Origin of the sequence: Streptomyces sp. NPDC002476 (assembly GCF_042889785.1) — a bacterium.
Taxonomy (GTDB): domain Bacteria; phylum Actinomycetota; class Actinomycetes; order Streptomycetales; family Streptomycetaceae; genus Streptomyces.
The window spans coordinates 67,566-82,786 of the sequence record NZ_JBIARH010000003.1 but is presented as its reverse complement, the minus strand read 5'-3'; the positions used below and the strand labels follow the sequence as shown (position 1 = coordinate 82,786).

The following is a 15,221-nucleotide window of genomic DNA, read 5'->3' as shown; positions in this document are numbered from 1 at the left end:
GCGACCTACGTTGTCACGGTGGAGCAGCCCAGAACACGTCCCCCGCAGCGCCCGCAGCGCGGCCAGTCCCAGCAGGCCCCGGTGTCCCCGCAGGGCACCATCGACGAAGCCGCCACCGTCTACCGGGTGGTGGACGCGAAGCCGGGTGGCCGGTCCCGGCCGGTGCCGCCCGTCGTTCTCGCGCTGCGCAGGCTGCCCAATCCCCGGCTGACCGGCATCGGCGCGGGTCTCTTCGCCGCCGCCGTCATGTTCGTGCTGGCATGCCTCGACTCGCTGCTGTTCGACGGTTCGGCGACCGTGTACGGCGTGCTGTTCCTGCCGGTCAGCGCGCTGACCGCGCTGTGGGTGCGGCCCGCGGACCTGGTGACCGCCCCGATCATCGTGCCGATCGCGTTCGCCGTCGGGATCATCCCGATCTCCGGCGGTGACGGAGGTTTCGCCGGTCAGACCATGGCGCTCGTCACCGCCCTCGCCGTGCACGCGGGCTGGCTGTACGGTGGCACGCTCGTCGCCGGACTCATCGCGACCGTGCGGAAGGTACGGATGATGCGCCTGCGGCAACGGCAGCGCCGGGAGATGTCCGCCGCGCGGGCGCCCCGCGACCGGAGGGAGACGCGCCGTCCCCGGCGCTGACCACGACCGTGGTGGTGCGGAGAACCTCAGGCCGTTGCCGAGGCCGGGCCCTCGGGCCCCGAGGCCGGGGGCAGAACTCCCGCGCCGGTCCCGGGGGCGCGTTCGGAGGTCGGCGTGTGCTCCTTCTTGCCGGGGCGTACGCACGCACGGGTGCGTTCCTGCGGGCGCGCTTGCGTATGGCTCACGGCTCGTACACGGCCGCCCGGCGGGCGGGCACCCTGCGCCCGGCCCCTCGCCCCCCGCGGCCCCTCCGGCTTCCGCGCCTCCACGCCCTGTCCGGTCCACGCCCTGTCCGGTCCACGCCCTGTCCGGTCCACGCCCTGTCCGGTCCGCGCCCTGTCCGGTCTACGCCCTGTCCGACGCCGCCATCGCCGCGCCCACGATGCCCGCATTGTTCTGCAGCTCCGCCGGCACCATCTCGGCCCGGACGTGTTCGATCAGCGGCAGGAACTTGTCGGCCTTGCGGCTGATCCCGCCGCCGATGATGAAGAGCTCGGGCGAGAACAGCATTTCCACGTGCATCAGGTACTTCTGCACCCTGCGCGCCCAGTGGTGCCAGCCGAGGCCCTCGTCCTCCTTGGCCTTGGTGGAGGCGTGCGTCTCCGCGTCGCGGCCCTCCAGCTCCAGGTGGCCCAGCTCCGTGTTGGGGACGAGCCTGCCGTCGGTGAACAGGGCGCTGCCGATCCCCGTACCGAACGTCAGCATGATCACGGTTCCCCTGCGGCCCCGCCCCGCGCCGAACGTCATCTCCGCGATGCCCGCGGCGTCGGCGTCGTTCAGGAGGGTGACGGGCAGGCCGAGCCGGTCGCCCAGGATCCGACGGGCCTCCGCGTCGATCCAGCTCTTGTCGACGTTGGCCGCAGAGCGGGTGCACCCGTCGGTGACGACGCCGGGGAACGTGATGCCCACCGGCCCCGACCAGTCGAAGTGCCCGACCACCTCGGCCACGTGGTCGGCCACGTCCTTGGGCGTGGCCGGGTGCGGTGTGAGTACTTTGTAGCGCTCCTGCGCCAGGTCTCCGCGCTCCAGATCAACGGGAGCGCCCTTGATTCCGGATCCGCCGATGTCCACGCCGAAGATCTCCATGGAATCCACGGTACGGGCAGGCGGCCCGGCCCACTTCCCGGAGCTCGGAACCGCCGGAGCCGCCGCAGCCGCCCCGCGTCCGCAGGCGTGGCTGTGGCGGCTCCGGCGGTTCCGAGCGCTTCTGCGCCCCCACCCTCATCGGTGGCTCCAGCGCTTCGGCGGGTCCGACCGCATCGGAGACTCCGCCGCTTCGGAGACTCCGCCGCTTCGGAGACTCCGCCGGCTTCGTCGGAGCTACTTACCCTCGACCAGCTCGGCGGCCTCGGCCCGCAGGTCGCGGCGGAGTTCCTTCGGCAGCGAGAACGTGATGGACTCCTCGGCCGCCTTCACGATCTCCACGTCCTCGAAGCCGCGCCGCGACAGCCACTCCAGGACACCGTCGACCAGTACCTCGGGAACGGACGCGCCCGAGGTGAGGCCGACCGTGGAGACGCCCTCCAGCCACGCCTCGTCGATCTCGTCGGCGAAGTCGACCAGGTGGGCGTCGCCGGCACCGGCGCCGAGTGCGACCTCGACCAGCCGGACCGAGTTCGAGGAGTTCTTGGAGCCGACGACGATCACGAGGTCGGCGTCCGCGCCCATCTGCTTCACCGCGGTCTGCCGGTTCTGCGTGGCGTAGCAGATGTCGTCGCTGGGCGGCGAGACCAGGAGCGGGAACTTCTCCTTGAGCGCGCCGACCGTCTCCATCGTCTCGTCGACGGAGAGCGTGGTCTGGGAGAGCCACACGACCTTCGACGGGTCGCGCACCTCGACGTTCGCGACGTCCTCGGGGCCGTCGACCAGCGTGATGTGGTCGGGGGCCTCGCCGGAGGTGCCGATGACCTCCTCGTGGCCCTCGTGGCCGATCAGGAGGATGTCGAAGTCCTGCTGCGCGAAGCGGACGGCCTCCTTGTGGACCTTGGTGACCAGGGGGCAGGTCGCGTCGATCGTGGCGAGCTTCCTCTCGGCCGCCTCCTGGTGCACGGTCGGCGCGACGCCGTGCGCGGAGAACATCACGATCGAGCCCTCGGGGACCTCCGCCGTCTCCTCGACGAAGATCGCGCCCTTCTTCTCCAGGGTCTGTACGACGTACTTGTTGTGGACGATCTCGTGGCGTACGTAGACCGGGGAGCCGTACTGCTCCAGGGCCTTCTCCACGGCGATCACGGCACGGTCCACGCCCGCGCAGTAGCCACGGGGAGCGGCGAGCAGGACGCGGCGGGGTGTGGGAGCAGTCATGGGCCCCATCGTAAGGCCGCGCCGGACGGGCGGAAGATCGACGGGGTCGCCAGACTGATGCGTACGCGATCTGGTGCGTGCGCGATCGACGGAGGGCTCATGTCGGGGACCGGAGGCGGCAGCGGCGACGGCGGGGGCAGCGGTGGCGTGGGCACGGAGGTGAGGGGCTCGCACCAGGAGCCGGGCCGACTGCGACGGACGCTCGGATTCCAGGATCTGGTGGTCTACGGACTCCTCTTCATCGCGCCGATGGCGCCCGTCGGGGTGTTCGGGACGCTCGACGCGAAATCGGGCGGCGCGGTCGCGCTGGTCTACGTCGCGGCGACGGTCGTGATGGCGTTCACGGCCTTCAGCTACGCCCAGATGGTGCGCGTGGCCCCGCTGGCGGGTTCGGTCTTCGCCTATGCGCGCAAGGGGCTCGGGGAGGGGGCGGGGTTCGTCGCGGGGTGGATGGCGATGCTCGACTACCTCCTGATCCCGGCCGTCGCCTACCTCTTCTCCGGGATCGCGCTGAACGCGCTCGTGCCGTCGGTGTCGCGATGGGTGTGGACGGCGCTCGCCGTCGTCGTGACCACGCTGCTCAATCTGCGGGGCGTACGGGCCGCCGCCCGGGTCGGGTTCGCGGTCCTGATGATGGAGATCTTGGTGCTGCTGGTGTTCCTGGTATCGGCGGTGGCGGTGCTCCTGCGGAGCGGGGCGCAGCGCGGCTGGCTGACCCCGTTCACGGGCGACTCCGGTTTCGCCTTGCCGGCGGTGCTGGGCGCGGTGTCGGTCGCGGTGCTGTCGTACCTGGGCTTCGACGCGATCGCCTCGTTCGCCGAAGAGGTGACGGGCGGCTCGGCGAAGGTGGCGCGGGCGGTGCTGTTCTGTCTGGTGCTCGCGGGCACGCTGTTCGTGGCGCAGGGGTACCTGGCGGCGCTGCTGGAGCCGATGACGTCGGCGGAACTGGCCACCGACCCGGCCGCGCAGGGGTCGGCGTTCTACGACACGGTGGACGCGTCGGTCGGGACCTGGCTGCACGATCTGGTGGCGGTCAGCAAGGCGGTCGGGGCGGCCTTCGCGGCGCTGGCGGGGCAGGCGGCCGCGGGACGTCTGGTGTTCGCGATGGCCAGGGAGCGGCGGCTGCCGTCGCTGCTGTCCAGGGTCGATCCGCGGTCGGGGGTACCGCGGTTCGCGATCCTGCTGGCGGCGGCGGTCACGCTGGTGGCCGCCGTGTGGGCGGCCCGGCGCCCCGACGGTCTCGACCTTCTGGTGTCGGTCGTCGACATCGGGGCGCTGACGGCGTTCGTGCTGCTGCACGCGTCGGTGGTCGGCTGGTTCGCCGTGCACCGGATGGCGGGGCCGCCGAGCTGGTGGCGGCATGTGCTGGTGCCGGTGGTGGGTGCGGGGGCGCTGGTCGCGGTGATCACGGCGGCGACCGCGAGCGCCCAGGTGGTGGGGGTGTGCTGGCTGGGAGTGGGGCTGGTGGTGCTGGCGGTGCAGTGGGGGCGGCGGCCGGCGTGATGGGGCCGTACGCCCCGCTCCCGACGGCTGTGCGCCCGACGCTGTGCGTTCCGGCGGACGCGCGGTACGGCACCCGGGCCGGGCGGGAGCGAGGTGGGGGACGGTGACGGCGTGGCCGGTTCGCGGGCGGCCGATTGTCGGTGCCGGCGGATACGCTCACTCGCATGGCTCTCCAAACGTCCGCCGAAGCTCCGTTGCCCGTCGGCGAGGTGTCGCGGCTCATCGGTGGCTGGATCGACCGGCTCGGGGCGGTCTGGGTCGAAGGACAGATCACCCAGCTGTCACGGCGGCCCGGCGCCGGTGTGGTCTTCCTGACGCTGCGCGACCCCTCGCGGGACGTCTCGGTGGGCGTGACGTGCTTCCGGCAGGTCTTCGACCGGATCGCCGACGTGGTGACGGAGGGGGCGCGGGTCGTCGTCCTCGCGAAGCCCGAGTGGTACGCGCCTCGTGGGCAGCTGTCGCTGCGGGCCACGGAGATACGGCCGGTCGGCGTCGGTGAGCTGCTGGTCAGGCTCGAACAACTGAGGAAGTCGCTGGCCGCCGAGGGGATCTTCGCGCTCGACCGGAAGAAGCCGCTGCCGTTCCTGCCCCAGCTGATCGGGCTGGTCTGCGGGCGGGCCTCGGCGGCCGAGCGCGATGTGCTGGAGAACGCCCGCCGCCGGTGGCCCGCCGTGCGGTTCGAGGTGCGGAACACGGCGGTGCAGGGGGTGCACGCGGTCAATCAGGTGGTCCAGGCCGTGAAGGAGCTGGACGACCTCCCGGATGTCGACGTGATCGTCGTGGCCCGGGGCGGCGGCAGCGTGGAGGACCTGTTGCCGTTCTCGGACGAGCAGCTGATCCGTACGGTCGCCGCGTGCCGTACGCCGGTGGTGTCCGCGATCGGTCATGAGCCGGATTCCCCGCTGCTCGACCTGGTCGCGGACCTGCGCGCCTCGACGCCGACGGACGCGGCGAAGAAGATCGTGCCCGATGTGGGCGAGGAGCTGGACCGGGTGCGGCAGCTGCGGGACCGGGCGTTGCGGTCGGTCCGGGGGCTGCTGGACCGGGAGGAGCGGGGGCTGGCGTACGCGCTGGCCAGACCGTCGATGGAGCACCCGCAGCGGATGGTGGACGAACGGGAGTCGGAGATCGACGCCCTGGTCGGACGGAGCCGACGGGTGCTGGGGCATCTGCTGGACCGGGCGGACTCGGAGCTCGCCCACACCCGGGCGCGTGTGGTCGCGCTGTCGCCCGCGGCGACCCTGGAGCGCGGATACGCGGTGCTGCAGCGTGCGGACGGCCACGTGGTGCGGACCCCCGAGGATGCGGGACCGGCGGGTGAGGTGCTCCGGGCGCGGGTGTCGGGAGGCGAGTTCGCGGTGCGGGTGGCCGAGTGAACCCCGACCGTGCCGCGCCACGAGGGACCACGCCACGACGGGCGGGAGCGCACCGCACGCCCTCGGCGCGGTGCGCGGACGGCGGCGATGACGGACGACGAGGTCGAGGGCCCGAGGCGGGCCGGAACGTAGGGTGGGGCATATGACGGACGACGGAGCCGCGACGGCCGGTGCCACGGGCACGCTCGGATACGAGCAGGCCCGTGACGAGCTGATCGAGGTCGTACGCCGCCTGGAGGCGGGCGGTACGACGCTGGAGGAGTCCCTCGCTCTCTGGGAGCGGGGCGAGGAGCTGGCGAAGGTGTGCCGGCACTGGCTGGAGGGCGCCCGCGCGCGACTGGACGCGGCCCTGGCCGGACCGACCGGCCCTCAGCAGACCGGCGACACGCCCTTGCGGGACGGTGGCGGCGCGGCGGGCGACGACGACTGAACTCCGGTGTCCGACGACGGCCGAGGACGGCCGGGGCCGACCGAGGACGTCCGGGGCCGCCGCGGACTTCCGGATGCCCCGCACCGACATGCCTGCCCGGCCCTGACGCACTGCCCCGTCCCACGGACGCTGCCCGCGTCCTGTGGAACGGATCACTCCCCTCCAAGTTTAGTTGAAAGTTAATACACCTCTGCCTTACGGTGTTCCGCGTTGCACGAACCACGCGCACAATCCGGAAGGCAGTACCTCACCATGTCCCTCGTTCTCGACCCCGCTGCGCAGGACCTCCTCTTCCGTGAGGCCCGTACCGCCAACACCTTCACCGACGAGCCGGTCACCGATGAGCAGGTCCAGGCGATCTACGACCTGGTCAAGTACGGCCCCACCGCGTTCAACCAGTCGCCGCTGCGCGTCGTCCTGGTCCGCTCCGACGACGCCCGCGCGCGCCTCGTGAAGCACATGGCCGAGGGCAACCAGCCGAAGACCTCCACCGCCCCGCTGGTCGCGATCCTGGCCACGGACAACGAGTTCCACGAGGAGCTTCCGGCCCTGCTGCCGCACTTCCCGCAGGCCAAGGACGCCTTCTTCTCCGAGCGCCCGGTCCGCGAGTCGTCCGCCACGCTCAACGGCTCGCTGCAGGCCGCGTACTTCATCCTGGGCGTCCGCGCCGCCGGTCTGGCCGCCGGCCCGATGACCGGCTACGACGCCGCGGGCATCGAGAAGGAGTTCCTGGACGGCGACCACAACGTGCTGATGGTCGTCAACATCGGCAAGCCGGGCGAGGACGCCTGGTTCCCGCGTCTGCCGCGCCTCTCCTACGACGAGGTCGTCACGACCGTCTGATCACGCGAGACGGACAGGAAGAAGGCCCCGGAGCAGCGCCCGCCCGCCGCTGGCCCGGGGCTTCTTCCATGCGCCGTAACGCGCCCTGGGACCACCTGAGCGCCCCGCGGGCCCGGAGCGCACCTCGGGGCACCGCGAGCGCTCCGACCCGCCGGGACGCCCCGGGGGCGACGCGCCGAAAATCCCGGCGGGTCGGGAATACTGCCAGGTCAGGGGATCCAGCGGGTCAGGGATCCAGCGGGTCAGGATTCCTTGAGCGCGGCGGCCATCTCCGCCAGCCGTTCCGTCGGGGCGGACCCCGTCACCACCGTGGTCGCGTCCTTGCCCCGGAGCACGAGGGCGTCGTACTTGTCGCCCTTCCAGTGCTGCCACGCCTCACCGGCGACCTGCCGGGTGCGCCCGGTGTTCCTGGCGTTCTGGCTGACCTCGGTCACGTACTTCTCCGCCAGGGAGGTGGACTGCTCCACCGCGACGTACTTGCCATCCGGGTCGAGGAAGCCCAGGTGCCAGCTGTCGCCGTTCTCGCGGTCGTAGCTGACCGAGGTCGGCTTCCAGCCCTTGGCGAGCCCGTCCGGGGCGGCCACCGGGTACGGCGCCGCGCGCCGCGCCGTCACCAGTTCCACCCGGTAGTCGATCGCCTTGACCGGGTTGGCGTTCCCGTCATGCGGAACGAAGATGTAAACAAGTCCTGCCGTGCCGGTGGCCACCGCCATCGACAGGAACATCCCCCGCACCGTCTGCTTGCCTCGCTTGCTAGCCACGGGTCCATGGTCGCATCAGAGACGACGAGCCCGTCGCTCGGGTCAAGCGCTCAAAAGTGACCCGGTCTGCTCATTTTATCGACCTGGCGATAGAGTCATTGCACCCTCTTCCGGTCGTCGCCGTACAGAAAGGTGCGCTCCGATGTCCGAGCATCATCTGCCGTCCCAGCTCGAGGTCTCCCCGGAGGCCCCCGACCGCAACCTCGCCCTGGAGCTGGTCCGGGTCACCGAGGCCGCCGCCATGGCGGCGGGGCGCTGGGTCGGCCGCGGAGACAAGATCGGCGCCGACGGGGCCGCCGTGAAGGCCATGCGAACCCTCGTTTCCACCGTGTCGATGAACGGCGTCGTCGTCATCGGCGAGGGCGAGAAGGACGAAGCCCCCATGCTGTTCAACGGGGAGCGCGTCGGTGACGGCACGGGCCCCGAGGTCGACATCGCGGTGGACCCGATCGACGGCACGACGCTCAACGCCAAGGGCATGCCGAACGCGATCGCCGTGCTGGCCGCCGCCGACCGCGGCGCCATGTTCGACCCGTCCGCGGTCTTCTACATGGACAAGCTCGTCACGGGCCCCGAGGCCGCCGACTTCGTCGACATCAACGCGCCCGTCTCGGTGAACATCCGCCGTGTCGCGAAGGCGAAGAACTCCTCCCCCGAGGACGTCACCGTCGTCGTCCTCGACCGCCCGCGCCACGAGGGCATCGTCAAGGAGATCCGGGAGACCGGCGCCCGCATCAAGTTCATCTCCGACGGCGACGTCGCGGGCTCGATCATGGCCGCCCGCGAGGGGACCGGCGTGGACCTGCTGATGGGCATCGGCGGCACGCCGGAGGGCATCATCTCGGCGTGCGCCATAAAGTGCCTCGGCGGTGTCATCCAGGGCAAGCTCTGGCCGAAGGACGAGGCCGAGCGGCAGCGCGCGCTGGACGCCGGGCACGACCTGGACCGGGTGCTGTCCACCGACGACCTGGTCAGCGGCGACAACGTGTTCTTCGTCGCGACCGGCATCACGGACGGCGAGCTGATGCGCGGCGTGCGGTATCGCGCGGAGACGGCGACCACCGAGTCGATCGTCATGCGGTCCAAGTCCGGCACCATCCGGAAGATCGACTCGACGCACCGGCTCTCGAAGCTCCGCGCCTACAGCGCGATCGACTTCGACCGCGCGAAGTAACCCCCCTCCCCGCGGACCCGGTGGGTCCGGCCCGTGGGCCCGTTCCCGAGCGCAGGGGACGTACGCGAAGAGGCGCCCCTGTTGTGCGGTGGGGCGCCTCTTCGCGTGCACGAGGGTGCCCGCGCGCGTGGACGGGCTCGCTCCCCGGCCGTCCGCTCGCCGGCGCTGCGCGGACGTGTGCCCGTCAGCCCGCCGCGGCGACGCGGTTCGGCGCCACGGTGGTCGCCGCCGACGCCTTCAGCTCCATCTCGCGCCGCCTGCGCCGGGCGAGCACCACGCGGCGCTCGGCGGCGGTGAGACCGCCCCACACGCCGTACGGCTCCGGCTGTATGAGCGCGTGCTCCTGGCACTCGACCATCACCGGGCAGCGCGCGCAGACCCGCTTCGCGGACTCCTCCCGCGCGATTCTGGCGGCGGTCGGCTCCTTCGACGGAGCGAAGAACAGCCCGGCCTCGTCGCGGCGGCACACCGCCTCCGAGTGCCAGGGGCCGGCCTGGTCCTCCCGAGCGGGAATGCGCTGGGGAGGAACGGCGGCGACCTGCAGGGGCTGATGCGGCAGTTGCAGCACGGTCTACTCCTGACGACGGCTTCGGAGCGAGAAGACGATGCAGCAGTCCCTACCCGCCGTGCGTGCGCCTATGCACTGAGTGGCTTTCGGTTCCGGGCCTCACAAGTGCCTCTGGTCAGGGATTTGGCTGATTTTCGAAGGAGACCCGAAGAAGACCCGAAGGCGGTTCCGGGGCGACGCCGGGGCGATGCGAAGGACGTTCCGAAGTGGGTTCCGGCGTACTTCCGAAGCGGCTCGGAATCGACTCGGAGGCGCTTTGGGAACGCCTCGCGAGCCGCTCGGATACAGCCGACGACGGTTCGGAGGTGACGCACCGGGGTCCGGTGGGAGTTTCGGGAATTCCGAACGGATCCCTCCCGCACGCCCCGCGCCACCGCCTCAGCCCAGGTGTTTGCGCATCTGCTTGCGCAGCCGGTCCTGGAGGTCCTCGATGAACTTCCCGCGCTTGGGCTTGGCGTCGACGCTGCCGAACACCGAATATCCGTTGACGACGACCACAGGCGCCTCGGGGTCGGCGGATTCCAGCGTGGAGACCTCGAAGCTGCCGAAGACACCGGTGCCGGCACCGCGCAGCGAGATGTTCTCGGGAACCCTGATGTCGACGCTGCCGAAGACGGAGGTCGCGTTGATCACCGTGAGCCTCTGGCCGAAAAGCGCCTCCGTCAGATCGATCTCCACACTGCCGAAGAAGGCGAAGGCGTTCGTACGGCCGCCGACCCGCCAGCGCCCCCTGCGGGTGGAACTGCTGAAGATCGCCACGAGGCTCTCCGCCGGGCCGCCCGGACCCGCTGCGTCCTCCTGACCGTGGACGCCGGGGGCGACGGTCGGGCGGGCGCCGCCGGGCGCGGGCAGATCCCGCACCAGCGGTTCGAGTTCGCCCACGGTCTTGGCGCGATAGACCGCGTCGACCCGCTCGGAGTGTTCCTGGGCGGTGAGCCGGCCCTCGGCCATGGCCTCGCGCAGGATGTCCGCGATCCGGTCGCGGTCCGCGTCGGAGGCGCGGATACCGGCCGGCTCGGCCGGGGCTACAGGCTTCTGAGGGTGCTTTTCGAGGTCCACCGCCCCAGCGTACCGAAACGCGATAGATCGCGACTACCCCTTGCTCCGCCCCGCCGTGTCGCGTCCATGCCCACGTCCATGAAACCCCTGGCCGGCCACACCGCGTGGGCGCCCGCGCCAACCCCTCGGGCAGACACACCCGCACGAGCGCTCCCGGACAGGCGTCCGGGCGAACCCCCCTCGTACGGGTGCCCGGACTGAGCCTTACCTCACAGCTTCGGTGTCCGTACGGGGTTCTACCCTGGTGGATGCGCTGCCCGAGGGAGGCCAGCCACCGTCTGCCGAGTGAGGAATGGCCGTAATGCCAGAGTTTGCGTACTCCGATCTGCTCCCCCTGGGAGAGGACACCACGCCTTATCGTCTGGTGACCTCCGAGGGTGTCTCCACCTTCGAGGCCGACGGCCGTACGTTCCTCAAGGTCTCCCCGGAGGCGCTGCGCACCCTGGCCGCCGAGGCCATGCACGACATCTCGCACTACCTGCGCCCCGCCCACCTCGCGCAGCTGCGGCGGATCGTGGACGACCCCGAGGCGTCGTCGAACGACAAGTTCGTCGCGCTCGACCTGCTGAAGAACGCGAACATCGCCGCCGCGGGCGTACTGCCGATGTGCCAGGACACCGGCACCGCGATCGTCATGGGCAAGCGCGGGCAGAACGTGCTCACCGAGGGTGGTGACGAGGAGGCGCTGTCGCGCGGCATCTTCGACGCCTACACCAAGCTCAACCTGCGGTATTCGCAGATGGCTCCGCTCACCATGTGGGAGGAGAAGAACACCGGCTCCAACCTGCCCGCGCAGATCGAGCTGTACGCCACCGACGGCGGCGCGTACAAGTTCCTCTTCATGGCGAAGGGCGGCGGCTCGGCCAACAAGTCGTTCCTGTTCCAGGAGACGAAGGCCGTACTGAACGAGACCTCCATGATGAAGTTCCTGGAGGAGAAGATCCGTTCACTGGGCACGGCCGCCTGCCCGCCCTACCACCTGGCGATCGTCGTCGGCGGCACGTCGGCCGAGTTCGCGCTGAAGACCGCGAAGTACGCCTCCGCGCACTACCTGGACGAGCTGCCCACCGAGGGCTCCCCCACCGGCCACGGCTTCCGGGACGAGGAGCTGGAGGAGAAGGTCTTCGAGCTGACGCAGAAGATCGGCATCGGCGCCCAGTTCGGCGGCAAGTACTTCTGCCACGACGTACGCGTCGTCCGCCTCCCCCGCCACGGCGCGTCGCTGCCGGTCGCGATCGCCGTGTCCTGCTCGGCGGACCGCCAGGCCGTCGCGAAGATCACCGCCGAGGGCGTCTTCCTGGAGCAGCTGGAGAAGGACCCGGCGCGCTTCCTGCCGGACACCACGGACGAGCACCTCGACGAGTCCGGGACCCGCGGCGAAGACGCTGAACGACACAGTGTGAAGATCGACCTCAGCCGGCCGATGGACGAGGTCCTCGCCGAGCTGACCAAGTACCCGGTCAAGACCCGGCTCTCGCTGACCGGTCCGCTGGTCGTGGCCCGCGACATCGCGCACGCCAAGATCAAGGAGCGGCTGGACGCCGGCGAGGAGATGCCGCAGTACCTGAAGGACCACCCGGTCTACTACGCGGGCCCGGCGAAGACCCCCGAGGGGTACGCGTCCGGCTCCTTCGGCCCGACCACGGCCGGCCGCATGGACAGCTACGTCGCGCAGTTCCAGGCGGCGGGCGGCTCCAAGGTGATGCTCGCCAAGGGCAACCGCTCCAAGCAGGTCACCGACGCCTGCGAGGCGCACGGCGGCTTCTACCTCGGCTCGATCGGCGGCCCGGCGGCGCGCCTCGCCCAGGACTGCATCAAGAAGGTCGAGGTCGTCGAGTACGAGGAGCTCGGCATGGAGGCGGTGTGGCGGATCGAGGTCGAGGACTTCCCCGCGTTCATCGTCGTCGACGACAAGGGCAACGACTTCTTCACCGAGCCGGCCGCCGCGCCGACGTTCACCAGCATCCCGGTGCGGGGCCCCGGCCTCGCCTGACGCCCCGGGAAGAACAAGCGCCCGGACGCGGAGGAGCACGCCCCTTACGACCTGGGGAGCAATAGGGGGCGGGCTCCCGACGCCGTGCGACTCCGCCTCCCGCGTCGTCGTCGGTCACCGACGCTCCTTCCCCGAGCTCTCAGCTGCTTTCGAGCAGCGGAGACCCCATCCGCCTCCCGCCTCCGCCTTGGATTCGAAGCCGCACGACGCCGCTCACTGATCCACTCCCTATTGTTCCCCAGGTCGTTAGCGCGAACGCGACACTGCGAGCCCGAGTGCCACGTCCGCGCGACAGGGGCCGTCCCCGTGTGCGGGCACGGAGCCACGAAGGTACGGAAGTACGGCAGCACCGCCGCCGCGTACCCCGGTCATGAGCGCGCACGCCCCCACGACCGGGTGCGCGGCGGCGCGCGTTCCGGCGTGCGCGTTCGGCATGCGCAGGGCCCTCCGCGGGCCCGGAGGATTCCGGGGGCCGGCCCGTGGGCCCCGGTCGCGGCCGGAACACGGGCCATGTGACGAGGGCCCGACGGCGGGACGCCGTCCCGCGCCCCGCCCCCCGAACCGGCCATGGCGGGTGGGCGTGACCAGCGATCATGTACGGCAAGTTTCAGCCAATTTCGCGGCGGTCCACGCGGGACCGGTCACCCGGCCCGGCGCAGGGGCGCGCGTCCGGTACGCGCGACCCCCACCGACCTGCGGGCCCCTCCTCGAACCCCCTCCGTACGGGCGCCGCGCGCCCTCGCACGCCCCGGTCCGGGGCTCCCGGGCGGCCGGTCCGGCACCGCCGCTTTCACGCAGCGGGCCGTGCCGGGGACTTGCGCGGTACCGGGCCCCTGCGGTGGGTTGTCGAGGGCCCCGACGTGCTCGGCGCTCCGCGGTAGCGGGGAACCGGGAGCCCTCGCCGGGAATCCGTAGCCGGAAGAAGTCCCGGAAACGGAAGAAGTCCCGGAGAACAGCAGCCCAGCCGCCACCCCCCACACCCCGGACCGCACCCGGCCCGCAGCGAGCGGCCGGACGCGGCCCGGGCACTGTCACCTCACCGTCGAACACCGGAAAGGCGGACGCCGTATGACGCCGCTTCCCCACCGCAGCCACGCCGACGACCTGCTGTCCTTCATCAAGGCCAGTCCCTCCCCGTATCACGCGGTGGCCTGCGCCGCCCAACGCCTGGAGAAGGCCGGCTTCCGAGAGCTGCACGGCACGGACGACTGGACGGGCACGACCGGCGGCTGCTTCGTCACCCGCGGCGGTGCCCTGATCGCGTGGTACGTCCCCGAGGGCGCCCCCGCCCACACCCCCTTCCGGATCGTCGGCACGCACACCGACTCGCCCAACCTGCGGGTCAAGCCCACTCCCGACACCGGGACGGCGGGCTGGCGGCAGGTCGCCGTGGAGGTGTACGGCGGCGTCCCGCTGAACACCTGGCTCGACCGCGATCTCGGCATCTCGGGGCGGCTGGCGCTGCGCGGGCCCGGCGGCACGGTCGAGTCCCGGCTCGTCCAGATCGACGAACCGCTGCTGCGGGTGCCCCAGCTGGCCATCCACCTGGACCGCACGGTCAACGAGGGGCTGGTCCTCGACCGGCAGCGCCATCTCGCCCCGCTGTGGGCGCTCGGGGCGCCCGAGGAGGGTGCGCTGCTGCGCCGGGTCGCGCGGACCGTGGAGGCGGACCGGGAGGACGTGCTCGGCTGGGACCTGATGCTCCACGATGTCCAGCCGCCCGGATACCTGGGCGCGGACCGGGAGTTCGTGGTGTCGGCGCGGCTGGACAACCTGGTGTCCGTGCACGCCGGTGTGACGGCGCTGGCGGCCGCGGCGACCGCGCACGACGAGCCCGCGTACGTCCCCGTCCTGGCCGCGTTCGACCACGAGGAGGTCGGCAGCGGTTCGGAGACGGGCGCGCAGAGCCCACTGCTGGAACGGGTGCTGGGCCGTACGGTCACCGCGCGCGGCGGCGGCCCGGAGGACTGGGCCAGGGCCCTGTCCGGCGCGTTCTGCGTGTCCTCCGACATGGCGCACGCCGTGCACCCCAATTACGCGGAACGGCACGATCCGGGTCACCAGCCGCTGCCCAACGGCGGCCCGACGGTGAAGGTCAACGTCAACCAGCGGTACGCGACCGACAGCACGGGCATGGCGGTGTTCGCGGCGGCGTGCGAGCGGGCGGGCGCGCCGTGGCAGCCGTTCGTCTCCAACAACGCGATGCCGTGCGGCACGTCCATCGGCCCGCTCACCGCGGCCCGGCTGGGCGTCACGACGGTCGACGTGGGGGTGCCCGGGCTGTCCATGCATTCGGCGCGCGAACTGTGCGGGGCCGCCGATCCCGGTCATCTGGCCGCCGTCCTGGGCGCGTTCATGGCATCCGACTGACATCTGACGGTCGACCGTGAGGCCCCGGCCGGCGCAGGGGCCCGGCACGGGCCCGAAGGGCCCGCGGCGCCCGGTCGGCACACGGGAGGGGTGGGGGGGGGGGGGCCCCCCCCCCCCCCCCCCCCCGGGGCCCGCCCCCCCGGGGGGGCGGCACGCGGGGGGCCCGCGCGGGGGGGGGGGGCGGCAGCCGGTGTTGGGGCCCCCCGG

Annotated in this window: 13 protein-coding genes; 8 read left to right on the top strand and 5 right to left on the bottom strand. The window is 71.8% G+C overall.

Translation table 11 applies throughout. The features are described 5' to 3' along the window. Positions 1–18: 18 nt before the first annotated feature. The gene (locus ACFYXM_RS04245; protein ID WP_389286701.1) at positions 19–633 is read left to right on the top strand and encodes a DUF6542 domain-containing protein; all 615 of its coding nucleotides are present in this window, start codon (positions 19–21) and stop codon (positions 631–633) included. 345 nt (positions 634–978) lie between these two features. Here the strand turns inward: ACFYXM_RS04245 and ppgK are convergent, their stop codons facing one another. Together ppgK and ACFYXM_RS04235 are read right to left on the bottom strand one after the other, a co-directional pair. Then, a complete protein-coding gene (gene ppgK, locus ACFYXM_RS04240; protein ID WP_389286699.1) occupies positions 979–1,719 on the bottom strand; it encodes a polyphosphate--glucose phosphotransferase in 741 nt (246 codons plus the stop codon). A 234-nt stretch (positions 1,720–1,953) separates the two neighbouring features. Then, positions 1,954–2,946, bottom strand: a complete 993-nt coding sequence (locus tag ACFYXM_RS04235) for a 4-hydroxy-3-methylbut-2-enyl diphosphate reductase (protein ID WP_389286697.1) — start codon at positions 2,944–2,946, stop codon at positions 1,954–1,956. Positions 2,947–3,036: 90 nt separating this feature from the next. On the opposite strand from ACFYXM_RS04235, the gene ACFYXM_RS04230 reads away from it, so the two are divergent. The 4 genes from ACFYXM_RS04230 to ACFYXM_RS04215 all read left to right on the top strand — a co-directional run bounded on the left by ACFYXM_RS04230 (position 3,037) and on the right by ACFYXM_RS04215 (position 7,089). Continuing rightward, positions 3,037–4,440, top strand: coding sequence for an APC family permease (locus ACFYXM_RS04230; RefSeq protein ID WP_389286696.1), 1,404 nt, complete (start codon positions 3,037–3,039; stop codon positions 4,438–4,440). A 164-nt stretch (positions 4,441–4,604) separates the two neighbouring features. After that, entirely contained in the window at positions 4,605–5,816 is a 1,212-nt protein-coding gene (xseA, locus tag ACFYXM_RS04225; protein ID WP_389286695.1) for an exodeoxyribonuclease VII large subunit, read from the top strand. A 142-nt stretch (positions 5,817–5,958) separates the two neighbouring features. After that, positions 5,959–6,246 (top strand): exodeoxyribonuclease VII small subunit, encoded by a 288-nt coding sequence (locus tag ACFYXM_RS04220; RefSeq protein WP_389286693.1) that lies wholly within the window; start codon positions 5,959–5,961, stop codon positions 6,244–6,246. Positions 6,247–6,498: 252 nt separating this feature from the next. After that, positions 6,499–7,089, top strand: a complete 591-nt coding sequence (locus ACFYXM_RS04215; protein ID WP_389286691.1) for a malonic semialdehyde reductase — start codon at positions 6,499–6,501, stop codon at positions 7,087–7,089. 242 nt (positions 7,090–7,331) lie between these two features. On the opposite strand, the gene ACFYXM_RS04210 is transcribed toward ACFYXM_RS04215, so the two are convergent. Further along, a complete protein-coding gene (locus ACFYXM_RS04210) occupies positions 7,332–7,850 on the bottom strand; it encodes a DUF4245 domain-containing protein (protein ID WP_389286690.1) in 519 nt (172 codons plus the stop codon). A gap of 142 nt (positions 7,851–7,992) precedes the next feature. On the opposite strand from ACFYXM_RS04210, the gene glpX reads away from it, so the two are divergent. After that, positions 7,993–9,024 carry a class II fructose-bisphosphatase gene (gene glpX, locus ACFYXM_RS04205; protein ID WP_360111918.1) on the top strand — a complete coding sequence of 344 codons (1,032 nt, stop codon included), beginning with the start codon at positions 7,993–7,995 and terminating at the stop codon, positions 9,022–9,024. A 184-nt stretch (positions 9,025–9,208) separates the two neighbouring features. Here glpX and ACFYXM_RS04200 read toward each other — a convergent pair whose 3' ends face one another. Both ACFYXM_RS04200 and ACFYXM_RS04195 read right to left on the bottom strand, forming a co-directional pair. Beyond that, on the bottom strand, positions 9,209–9,592 hold the full coding sequence (locus tag ACFYXM_RS04200) for a WhiB family transcriptional regulator (RefSeq protein WP_389286688.1): 384 nt from the start codon (positions 9,590–9,592) through the stop codon (positions 9,209–9,211). A gap of 378 nt (positions 9,593–9,970) precedes the next feature. Further along, positions 9,971–10,651, bottom strand: a complete 681-nt coding sequence (locus tag ACFYXM_RS04195) for a DUF1707 domain-containing protein (RefSeq protein WP_389286686.1) — start codon at positions 10,649–10,651, stop codon at positions 9,971–9,973. Between the two features lie 292 nt (positions 10,652–10,943). On the opposite strand from ACFYXM_RS04195, the gene ACFYXM_RS04190 reads away from it, so the two are divergent. Both ACFYXM_RS04190 and ACFYXM_RS04185 read left to right on the top strand, forming a co-directional pair. Next, entirely contained in the window at positions 10,944–12,644 is a 1,701-nt protein-coding gene (locus ACFYXM_RS04190) for a fumarate hydratase (protein WP_389286684.1), read from the top strand. 1,068 nt (positions 12,645–13,712) lie between these two features. Next, positions 13,713–15,014, top strand: coding sequence for a M18 family aminopeptidase (locus ACFYXM_RS04185; protein WP_389286682.1), 1,302 nt, complete (start codon positions 13,713–13,715; stop codon positions 15,012–15,014). The last annotated feature ends 207 nt before the right edge of the window (positions 15,015–15,221 follow it).